The sequence below is a fragment of the Corallococcus carmarthensis genome (assembly GCF_003611695.1).
GTDB lineage: Bacteria > Myxococcota > Myxococcia > Myxococcales > Myxococcaceae > Corallococcus > Corallococcus carmarthensis.
Genome location: NZ_RAWE01000127.1, coordinates 17057 through 28017, shown reverse-complemented (window position 1 = coordinate 28017; position 10961 = coordinate 17057). Strand labels below are relative to the sequence as shown.

The following is a 10961-nucleotide window of genomic DNA, read 5'->3' as shown; positions in this document are numbered from 1 at the left end:
CCTCGGGGGCCTTCGCGGGGGCCGCGGCGGCTTCGGCGGCCTTTTTCAGGCCCTCCTTGCGCTCGCGCTCCCGGCGGCGGGTCTCCCGGTCGATGCCCTTCTGCGCGTCCTTGAGGTACTGCGCGGTGCGCTCGTCGGTGCCGCCCTTGGCCTTGTACTGGTCCAGGAAGGCCGAGGCCTTCTGGAGGCGCTCCAGCGGGTCCATGCCGGCGGGCTCCAGGTCCAGGTGGAGCAGGCCCAGGTTGAAGTACGCGTCCTTCGCGTCGGGCTGGAGCTGGAGCACGCGTTCGTACTCCGCCAGGGCGCGGGGGAAGTCGCCCTCGCCCCGCCAGGCGTTGCCCAGGTTGAGGTGGGCGGCGGCGAAGTCCGGCGCGGCCTTCACAGCGGCCTCCAGCTCCACGCGGGCGCCAGCGTAGTCCTCGCCCTCGTTGAGCAGGGTGCCCAGGTTGTTGCGCGCCTCGGCGAAGTCCGGCCGCAGCGCGATGGCCTGGCGGAAGCGCTCCAACGCCTGCGGGCGCTCCTTGAGGCCCAGGTGCACCAGCCCCAGGGCGTTGAGGGTGGCCGCGTCCTGCGCGTCGATGGCGAGCGCGTTGGTGAGCACCATGGACGCCAGTTCGTGCTTGCCCTCGCGGGCGTACACCTGCGCGAGCACCTGCATGGCGGGCACGTGCTGTTCGCTGACCTGGAGCGCGCGGCGGGCCTCCGCGACGGCGGCCGGGTGCTTCTTCTGCAGCAGCAGGTTCAACGCCAGCGCCGTGCGCCGGGCCACCGAGTCCTGCTTCGTCAGCGCCTCGCGCAGCTCCGCCTCCAGCGACGCCGCGCGGCCCGTGCGCGCGGCCAGCCGCACCAGGCAGTCCCACGCGGCCTCCTGGTCCGGCTCCAACGCCAGCGCCTGCCGGTAGGAGCGCTCCGCGTCCGGGAAGCGGCCCTGGCGCTCCTGCACGATGCCCAGGTTCGTCCACGCGGGGCCCAGCTTCGGGGACTTCTCCAGCAGGGCCTTGAGCGCGGTCTCCGCGATGGTCAGCTCGCCGCGCCGGGCGACCTCCACCGCGCTCGTGAAGTCCCGCTCCTGACCGGTGAGTGACTTCGCGACGGGGGCCGGTTGCTTCGCCTGCGGCTTCGCGTCGCCAGACTTCGCTTCGCCAGACTTCGCTTCGCCAGCCTTCGGAGACGTGCTCACGGCCGTGGCGGGGCCCGCCTCCGGGCCGGTGAGCTTCGAGTCCTTGCGCGTCTCCGGACCGGAGGCGCAGGCGGACAGCCAGAGCACGAGTCCGGTGAGCGCGAACTTGCGGCCCGCGTTCATGGCGTGCCTCCTTCCGTCAGCCGGGTCGCCTTGTCAGGGTCCACGCGCGCGGGCGCGACGGGCGCGGCGAGGCTGCCCAGCAGGCCATCCGGATACACGGTCTCCGACGCGAGCGCGCCCCGGGCCTCCTTGAGGACGGGGTACTCCTTGGGGCGGAAGCGGTTGAGCGCCTCCAGCGTGCGGCGCGTCCACTCGTTGGAGACGTGGTTGTTGCGCGCCTCCTTGAGCGTGGCGGCGTAGCTCTCCACCGCGCGTTCCTCCAGGGCCACGGTGCGCTGCGTGAGCATGTCCTGGTACGTCAGCACCGCGTCGTCCCCCAGGCGCTTCACCTCCGGCGGCACCGGCGCGTCCAGCAGCGTGGCGGCGAAGCGCTCCAGCGCGTAGCCACGCCGGTAGAACGAGGCCAGCGACCACTCCAGCTGCTTGTACGGGAGCACCTTCACGTACGCGGCATCCACCGCCTTCACGGCTTCGGTCTTCTTGTTGAAGCTCTTCTCCAGCGCCTTGCCGGAGCCGCTGAGCTTCAGCGTGTCGAAGCGCTGGAACTCCAGCTCCGCCAACTGGAAGCGGCTGTAGGCGGCGGCCTCGGCGGCGCGCAGCTGCGTCTCCGGCTTCAGCTTGCGGCGGTCGAAGTCGTCCGCGGCGCTGGCGTACGCGCGCTGGGCCTCGTTCGCGTTGCCGCGCTTCTTCCACGCGTCACCCAGGCGGCGCTTCGCGTCCACCACCAGCTCCACCTGGTCCGCCTTGCTCGCGAACTTGCGGACGAAGGCCTCCAGCGCCTTGATTTCTCCCTTCGTGTCGCCCTGCTTCTCCAGGATGCGGGCCGCGCGGTACTGGTTCTCCGGCGCGGTCTTCCCGTGGGGGTACAGCTCCACGCAGCGCTGGAAGGCGGCGGCGGCCTCCGCGTAGCGCTGCTGGCCTTCGAGCAGCGCCGCCGCGTTGTAGAGCGCCGCCTCGCGCTCTTCCGCCGCCGGGTAGTCCTTCACCAGCTTCTGGTAGCTGGTGACGGCCTTGTCGAAGTCGTAGGACTTCTGCGCGTTCAAGGCCACGCGGAACAGCGCGGTGTGCGCCCACGGCGACTTCGGATAGTCGCGGTACACGCGCTCATAGAGCTTCATCGCGGAGTCGAACCGGCGCAGCTCCTCGTACGCCACCGCCGCGTTGTTGAGCGCCTTGTCCGCGAACTCGTGGCGGGGCGCCTCCTCCACCAGCTGGAGGTACTTCTTCGCCGCCTCGTCGTAGCGCTTCTGCGACGCCAGCTGATCCGCCAGGTTGAAGCGGCCGGCGAGCTTGAACTTCATCAGCTCGCGGTACTGCTCACTGGCGGGGTCCACCACCTGCGCGTTGCTGGCGAGCCGCGCGCTGACCTCTTCCACGCTCTTCCAGTCCTGGTCGACGAGGAAGGACTCGATGATGAGGTTGGTGGCGTAGCCGGCCACCGGGTTTCGCGGGTACGTCTGCACCACGCGCTCGAAGCGGGGGCGGGCCTGGGCGAAGTCGTCGTGCGTGTAGAACAGCTCCGCGGCCTGGTACGCGATGCCGGGCGCGGCCTCCTCCTTGGGCAAGAGCGCCACGTAGGCGTCGGACGCCTTCACCAGCGCGGCCTCCGTCTCTGCCAGGGCCACCGGCGCGTGCGCGCTGTCCTTGGGGCGCTCGCTGGCGCGCAGCGGCTTGCGGTCCGGTACGCGGCCCGCCTTCACGTCCACGTCCAGCTGCGCCTTCCAGGCGAGCACCGCGTTGTGCGCGGACACGTCGCGGTACGTGTTGTCCTGGTTGGAGTCGCGGACGGCCTCGTATTCCTTCGCCGCCGGGCCGTACGCGTCCGAGTTGAAGAGGGACTCGGCGTGGAAGAAGCGCATCGCGTACGCGGTCTTGCTGCGCGGGAAGCGCTCCAGGTAGGTGCCGTACGCGCGCGCGGCGGCGGCGTAGGTGCTCTTCGCCTCCGCCTCCTTGCCCTCCTTCTGGAAGGCCTGCGCCTGCTGATGCTGGTACGCGGCGGCGGAGTAGAGGCTCTGCTCGGCGAGCGTCTGCGCGTGCGACAGCGCGTTCGGATCGTCCTTGTTCTTCTCGTACCAGGCGCCGCCGGGCAGGTAGCTGTTGGCCAGCTTCTCCGACTCGCGCGCGTACAGGTCCATGCGCCGGTCGCGCTCGTAGGCCTGGACGATGCGCTGCTGGAGGCGCGGCGCGTCCGCGGTGAGGGGATCGGTGGTCAGCACCTGCTGGTACGCCGCGATGGCGTCCTCGTTGCGGAGCTGGTCGAAGTAGACGTTGCCCAGCCGGCGGTACACCTCCGCCTCGTAGGGCCGGCCACCGCGCTTCGCGAAGAGGTCGCGGGCCTTGGCCACGCCGCCCCAGGTCTCATCCGCCAGCGACAGCGCGATGTACTGGAGCGCCTCCGCGCGAAGGTCACCGTCGTCCGCCTTGCTGCCGGACTGCTGGTGCGACTGGTAGTGGTCCAGGAGCAGCAGGAAGCTGTCCACGGACTCCTCGAACCAGTCCATCCGGTAGTACGTCCAGGCCAGCTTGTAGCGGGCCTTGTCGTAGAACCGGTGCTCGGTGTCGCGCGTGGCGACCGTGTACGCCTCCGCGGCCTTGCGCAGCGCTTCGGGGTCGGACTCGTCCTCGAACCAGTACTCGCCGATGCGCGTCCACGCGTCGGTGGCGAAGCGGCTCTTCGGGTAGCGCGTGGTGAGCTGCTGGTAGGTGGCGAGGCTCTCCTCGTCCTTGTGCTGCTCGTTGAGGCAGTACGCCAGCAGGTACATCGAGCCGTCGTTGAGCTTGTAGTCCGGGAAGCGCGCGAGGAGCGTGCGGTACAGGCCGATGGACGGCGTGAAGTCCACCTCCGGCTCCGGCGGCAGGTCCGCCATCGCCTCGTCGGACATCGTGCGCACGCGCTCCGCGTAGTCCTTGCGCGCCAGCTGGTGCTCGTCCGCGGAGCGCTCGTAGTACAGCTCCGCCAGCCGGAACATCACGTCCGGTGTCGCGCGAGGCTCGTCCGGGTAGCGGCGCAGGAAGTCCTCGAAGCGGGCGATGGCGTCCAGCCGCTGCGTGCGCTCCTGCGACTCCAGCGCGGTGAGCGTCTTCTCGTAGGCGTTGGAGAGCGCCGCGCGCTTCTGCTGGTAGCGCCGCTCCACCAGCTGCTTCACCTCGCGGTGGAAGTCACGCGACTCCGCCTCGTACGCCTCCAGGGCGCGGCTCACGTCGCGCAGCAGCTTCTCCTGTTCGGGCGTGTGGCCCAGGCCGTCCAGGTAGCGCGAAGCGGTGGGCGCGGCCGGTGCCGCGGGCGCCTGCGGGGCCTTCGCGGGGGCAGCGGGCGCGGCGGGAGTGGAGGTCTTCTTCGCGGCCTGACTGGGGGCCTTGGGCTTCGCGGCGTGCGAAGCCAGCGGCGCGAGCGCCAGCAGGAGGGCGAGGGCGGGGCGGCGCATGGCGTTTCAGTCCCCCCCTTCCGACGACAGGACGTCCTTGAACTCCGTGTCGAGCGCGCGCAGCGCGTCCGCCTTCTCCTTGGCGACCTTCTGGATGTTCGCGGTGTTGTCCTGCGTGCGGCTGAAGGCCACGTCCACCGTGCCGGTGTCTGCCTTGAGCACCAGGTCGTAGAACTGCTGCCGCACGCGGCGGAAGCTGTCGTAGGCGATGCGGCCCACCAGGTTGCGAGCGTCGCCGGACGCGGCGGTCACCTCCTGCTCGTAGCCCTGGAGCAGCGCCTGCTCCACGCGCACCTTGTCGCGGATGGACTTCACGCGGTGCTCCAGCCGCGCGCGCAGCGCCACCCGGGCCACCGCCACCCGGCCGCGCAGCGAGTCGATGCGCGAGCGCACCGCGTGCATGCGCAGGAGCACGCGGGTGTCCTCGCCGGACAGCCGGCCTTCGCCCGCGCGCAACAGGCCGTGCTCCTGCTGGAGCGTGGCGGAGTAGCGGGCGCGGATGGCGGCCTCGCCCTCCAGCGACGTGTCCGTGGACTGGCGCTCGCTCGCGAGCCGGGCGCGGGTGCGGTCCAGCTCCGCCTGCAGGTCCTTCAGCGTGGCGATCTCCGCCTGCAACTGCACCAGGAACTCGCGCTCCTCGGCGGGGTCCGCCTGCCGCTCGTCGCGCGTGTCCTCCACCCACTTGCGGATGGCGGCGGCGTTGGCGTGCAGGCTCTGCAGCTCATAGCCCACGCGGAAGGCCTCGCGGTCCACCACGTCCACCTTCGCCTGCATGCGCAGGCGCCGCGCCTCCAGCTCCTTGTTGGTGGTGGGCAGCGCCGCGAACCGCAGCCGCTGGGCCTCGCGCGCGCCCTGGGCGACGAGCAGCTTCTCGCGCTCGGCGGGCGTCAGCTTCTCTCCCACCAGCTCGGCCTCCGCCTGCACCAGGGCCTGCTCCACGGCGGTGAGCGCGGTGTCCACGGCCTCCACGCGGACGTTGCCCTCCTGCAGCTCCGGGAAGGCCTCCAGCCCGCGCGCGTTCAGCGCCTCCAGGATGCGCTCCGCGATGGCCTTCGCCTCGCCCGCGCCCTGACGGCCGCTGTCCAGGTCGCCCACCATCCGCACCGCGTCCGCGACCTCCTTCTGCGTGGACGCGTACTTCAGCGCCAGCGGGGGCAGGAGGGTGCTCACGTCCAGGGAGCGCTCGTTGCGCGCGAGCAGGTTGTCGAAGTACGCGACGGGGTCGTGGTTCACGCGCAAGAGCGCGTCCACCTTGTCGCGCGCGGGCGCGAACATGCGCGCCACGCCGTCATACGTCTCCAGCGCCTCGTCGTACTGGCGCAGCTTCTGGAGCAGGTGCCCCTGGAGGATGCGCGCCTCGGGCGCGAGCTGCGAATCCGGCGCGACGAGCAGCAGGATGTCCGTGGCGTTCTTCGCCTGCGTGAAGTCCTGCTTGCGCACGTACGTCCACGCCACTTCCAGCAGCGACTCCGGGAAGCGCTCGCTCTCGCGCGAAATCTGGCCGTAGTGGTCCAGCGCCTCGTCGTAGCGGCCCGTCTCGTACATCAGCCGGCCCAACGACAGGAACGCGAGCTCACGGAAGCGCTGGGCCTCCGCCTCCGCGAGGCCACTGGAGACCACCGCGTCCGGCCCGTTGCCCACGATGCGCTGGAACTGCGCGATGGCGGCCGGGTAGTCCCCGCTCTGCACGCTCAGCACGCCCAGGTGGTAGACGGCCTGCACGCGGAAGGCGCCGGGCGACTGCGCCAGCGGGGCGAACAGCGCGCGCGAGCGCTGCTGGTGCTCGTCCGGCGGCAGGTCCAGGCGCTTGAAGGTGCCGCGCGCGTGCACGTAGGCGATGTCCGGCGCCAGCACGCCGCCCGACAGCTGCCGCGCCTTCTCCACGTACGCGTCGATGCCCTCGAACTGCTGGAGCCTCCCCGCCACCGCGAGGTAGCGGCTCACGGCTTCCTTGTAGCGCTGCGGCGTCAGGGGCAGCGACAGCACGTCGCGCAGGTACACCCTCGCCCCGATGTCGTTCTTCTGCTGGTAGAGCGCGTCCGCCAGGTAGAAGACCGCCTCCGGGTAGCGCGGGTTCGCCTTGAAGTCCGGGTCGCTCACCAGGTCGTAGAAGAGGACGGACGCGGCGGCCCAGTCCCCTAGCAGCGAGTACACCTCTCCCTCGGAGAAGCGCTTGAGCTGCGAGTCGGTGCTGCTCGGCTCGGGACGCTCGGTGAACTGCGTCTCCACGAAGCGAAGGGACTGCTCCGCCGTGCGCAGCTGCGCCTCCACCGCTTCCACCGAAGCGGCGCGCGAGCTCAGCGAGGCGGGCATGGGGGGCAGCGCGGTCCCCGGCTTGGAGGGCTGGGGCGCCGGAGCGGGGGCGGCCCCGAGAGACAGCGCGAGGGCCAGGGCGTGCAACGTCGCGGTCACGGCCGTCCGCTCCTACTTCGGCTCGCTGGAGGTGGTGGCCGGCGCGGCGGGCGTGCCGGAGGCCCCTTCCGTCGCGGAGTCAGGCCCGGGCGGCCGGTTCGCGCGCGTGTCCTTGGCCACCTCGATGTCGTAGCGCACCGCGGGCCGGTCCTTGAGGTCGGTGGTGAGGCCGCCCTTCTCCACGCCCACCACGTTCACCGTGGTGACCTTTCCGGACTCCGCGTTGAAGGTGTAACTGGATTGCACCTTGAACTTGTAGCCTTCCAGGTAGCTGAACACGCCGTAGCCGCTGCCCCGGTACACCAGGCGCACCGCGAGCTGGTGCTGGCCCGGCACGATGCGGCCGTTGAAGACCTCCAGCGACTGGTGCCGGTTCAGGTCTCCCTGCGTGTCCACCTGGGTGAAGATGGGCGCGCCGTCCAGCGCGTACACCACCGACTCCAGTTGGAACGCGTTGCCCATCTCGTTCTTGTGCACCAGCACCGCGCGGGCGCCGGTGGACAGCTCGCCGCCCATCACCGACTCCTGGAGCAGCAGCAGGCGCGCCTTGGAGCGGTAGATCTTCTCCTTCAGGTCGACGACCTGCTCCTCCAGCGTCTTCACGCGCGCCGTGAAGGCCTCATCCGCCGTCTGCTCTCCTGCCGGAGCGGAGGGCTGCGGCGTGCCAGCGGCCGGGGAAACAGCGGCGGCCGGCGCGGCGGCGGGAGGCGGGGAAGCAGGGGAGGGGGACGCACCTTGCGCGAGCACCGACCCGGGAAGGCCAGCGCTCAGGAGCGCGAGGAGACGGAGGGTGGCGGTTGCGACGCGCACGGTACGACCTCGGAAGGCGGCTCTGCCCGACGGCACGAGGTCATACCATCCTTTGCCGGGGGCTGCCCGTTGGGGGGCAGCCCGCCGGGACGGGGAGCAGGCGAAGTGTCAACCGCCCTTGCGCAGCTCGGTGAGGACCAGCTTGGCCACGGCCTTGAGCGTGTCGAACACGCCCACGCCCGTGGGCGCCACGGCCTGGTACTCCGGGATGTTGCGCGGGTTGAGCGCCTTGCGCATCTCCTCCACGGTCACCGCGTTGGGCAGGTCGCGCTTGTTGTACTGCACGACGTACGGAATCTTGTTCAGGTCGTAGCCCTGCTCGGCCAGGTTGATGCGCAGGTTCTCCAACGATTCCATGTTGGCTTCCATGCGCTCGATCTGGCTGTCGGCGACGAACACCACGCCGTCCACGCCCTTCAAGATGAGCTTGCGGCTGGCGTCGTAGAACACCTGACCGGGCACCGTGTAGAGGTGGAAGCGCGTCTTGAAGCCGCGGATCTCACCCAGCGACAGCGGCAGGAAGTCGAAGAAGAGCGTGCGGTCCGTCTCCGTGGAGAGGGAGATCAGCTTGCCCTTCGTGTCCGCCGCGGTCTTGTTGTAGATGTACTGAAGGTTGGTCGTCTTCCCGCAGAGGCCCGGCCCGTAATAGACAATCTTGCAGTTGATTTCGCGGGATGAGTAATTGATGAAGGACATGGCTTCCCGGGTTACTCGCTGAAGAGGTTGTCGATATCGTCGTCGGAGATCTCGGCGAACGGCGAACCGGCTCCGGGGCTGTCGGTCTTCTTCACGAGGCTTTCGAAGATCTTCGTCAGCTCGTCGCTGGCCTTCTTGATGCGCAAGCGCACCAGACCCAGGCTCGTGCGGTTGTCGAAGATGACGACCAGCACCACGCGACTGCCCACGATGGTCATGTAGAGGCTGTCCTTCGCCCCTTCATGGAACTGGTTGGGGAATTCATTCTCCCCGATCAGCTTCGCGAGCCCGCCCATGGCGGCCACGTTGCCGGCCGTCAGCGACGCCAACGACGTGGTGTCGATGTTCTGCGTCTGGCCGGCCGAGGAGATGAGCTGGCCGTTCTTGTCGACGAGGAAGACCACCTTCGCGTTCGCGTCCTTCGTAAGCCGGTCGCAAACGGCGTTGATCTTGGTGAACTCCTCTTCGTACATCACCAGTTGCGTGCCCATGGGCGTATGCGCTCCTCAGCGTTCGCTCGCCCCGCGCACGGCGGCGCTCCGATGTTTCTGGAGTGAATCCCGGAGGTTAGACGAGGCGCTACCGACCGCCGTCATGCTTAGCAAAGCAGTTCCACTCCAGCAAGAAGCCAGCCGTGATCCGCGCCGCTTCTTGAAGGAATGACGGCTTCGCGGGTTGGGACACCTGCCCCTCTTCTCTATACTCTCCCGGGCCTTGCGCCGCCCGAGCCCCCTCACCGACATCCTCCCGCGCCTCGTCGTCCTCGCCCTGGCGCTCGCCTGTTCCGGGGCCGCTCGTGCTCAGGCCCCCGAGTCCGAGCGCGCTTCGTTGCGCCTTCGCTACGGGCTGTCCTCCCGCCAGGGCGAGCAGGTGGATGTAGGGCCCGGGCTCACCTACAGCGGTCTGGCTCCAAACGATGTGGCGCTGACGTTGATGGGCTGGGCGGGGATGCACCTGGGTGGCCAGGTGGATCTGCAGCGCGAGGCGTTCGAGTTGAGGGACGCGTCGTCGCGCGTGACGGGCGGCAGCCTGGTGCGCGGGTCGCTGGGGCCGCGCGGGCGCCTGTTCCTGGGACCGGTGCGGCTGGAGCTGGGCGTGGGCTACGGCTTCGCGCAGCTGCCGCTGTTCGGTGGGTTCTCCTATGCGCCGGTGTTGCAGCGGGGCGTGCGGCACGCGGCGCTGGTGTCCGGGCGGGTGCTGGTGGCGCTGCCGGCGCGGCTTCAATTGGAGGCGCGGGGCGAAGTGCCGCTGACGCTCTCCGCGCACGCGGCGGACGGGCTGAAGGCGTCGTCGTCCGGCTACGTGGTGGGCGCGGCGCTGCTGTACCCGGTGGTGCGCCGGGATGGCTGGACCGGGACGCTGCTGCTGGACGTGCAGCAGGCGCACGACACCATGGAGCTGGTGGACAGCGGCCTGCGCTCCGAGCAGCGCATGCGCCGCATCGGCCTGGGCTTCGAGGTGGCGCTGGGCAGCGAGGGCCGGACGTCGCGGCCCATGGAAGGCTCGCGCCAGGCCTTCGTCGCGCTGAGCGTCGTGGACGCGGAGACGGGCGCACCGCTTCCAGGCGCGCACGTGCGCGTGCCCTCCTTGAAGACGCCGGGCACGAACGAGGAACTGGTGGCGGACGCGCAGGGACAGCTGCGGGTCCTGCTCCCCGAAGGCGCGCAGTCCGCGCAGGCGAGCGTGGACGGCTATGAGGACGCGACGGCGGTCGCCACCGTCAGCGGTGGCTCGGAGAGCGCGCCCGTGCAGCTGCGCCTGCGCAAGAAGGCTCCGGCCACGGGCTCCCTCAAGGTGAAGGTGGTGCAGGGCAAGAACAGCGCGCCGGTTCCGGACGTGCAGGTCGTTTCAGGCTCAGCCCAGCTGCGCACGGACAAGCATGGCGTGTTGCTGCTGGAGGGCCTCGCGCCGGGGCCGGTGGCCGTGGCGGTGTCGGCGCCGGGCTTCCGCTCCACGGAAGAGGCCGCGGTCGTGGTGGCGGGGCAGACGTCGGAGCTGGTGGTGGTTCTGTCGCAGGACCGCAAGGGCGAGCTGGCCACGCTGGTGGGCCAGGTGCGCAGCGCGCGGAACGGTCAGCCGCTGGTGGCGACGGTGAGCATCCCGCAGGCGAAGGTGCGCACGCGCACGGATAAGAGCGGCGGCTTCACCGCGCGCGTCCGCGGCGGCACGTACCGCATCACCCTGTCCGCGGCCGGGCACGTGACCCAGACGAAGATGGTCACCGTGCGCGAAGGCGAGCAGGCCATTCTCAACGTTGATCTGTTCCCGAGGGGCCGGTGAGTCGCGCGGTGCCACCGCGACGCCCGTCCGTCGTC

General features: G+C 70.2%; 7 protein-coding genes. 1 reads left to right on the top strand and 6 read right to left on the bottom strand.

Translation table 11 applies throughout. The features are described 5' to 3' along the window. From D7X32_RS28060 to mglB, 6 genes are all read right to left on the bottom strand, one after another. A partial coding sequence (locus tag D7X32_RS28060) for a tetratricopeptide repeat protein (protein WP_120605635.1) occupies window positions 1–1303 on the bottom strand: 1303 nt, incomplete at its 3' end. After that, a complete protein-coding gene (locus D7X32_RS28055; protein WP_120605634.1) occupies window positions 1300–4728 on the bottom strand; it encodes a tetratricopeptide repeat protein in 3429 nt (1142 codons plus the stop codon). The genes D7X32_RS28055 and D7X32_RS28060, both read right to left, overlap by 4 nt. Before the next feature lie 6 nt (window positions 4729–4734). Beyond that, complete coding sequence (locus D7X32_RS28050; RefSeq protein ID WP_120605633.1) at window positions 4735–7140, bottom strand: tetratricopeptide repeat protein; 2406 nt, start codon at window positions 7138–7140, stop codon at window positions 4735–4737. A gap of 12 nt (window positions 7141–7152) precedes the next feature. After that, window positions 7153–7950: a dihydrolipoamide acetyltransferase gene (locus D7X32_RS28045; RefSeq protein ID WP_120605632.1), complete on the bottom strand. Its 798-nt coding sequence runs from the start codon at window positions 7948–7950 to the stop codon at window positions 7153–7155. Between the two features lie 108 nt (window positions 7951–8058). After that, complete coding sequence (gene mglA / locus D7X32_RS28040; RefSeq protein ID WP_014394794.1) at window positions 8059–8646, bottom strand: gliding-motility regulator Ras-like GTPase MglA; 588 nt, start codon at window positions 8644–8646, stop codon at window positions 8059–8061. Window positions 8647–8657: 11 nt separating this feature from the next. Further along, window positions 8658–9137 (bottom strand): gliding-motility regulator GTPase-activating protein MglB, encoded by a 480-nt coding sequence (gene mglB / locus D7X32_RS28035; protein WP_002637270.1) that lies wholly within the window; start codon window positions 9135–9137, stop codon window positions 8658–8660. Between the two features lie 223 nt (window positions 9138–9360). On the opposite strand from mglB, the gene D7X32_RS28030 reads away from it, so the two are divergent. After that, entirely contained in the window at window positions 9361–10926 is a 1566-nt protein-coding gene (locus D7X32_RS28030) for a carboxypeptidase regulatory-like domain-containing protein (RefSeq protein ID WP_120605631.1), read from the top strand. Window positions 10927–10961 lie beyond the last annotated feature (35 nt).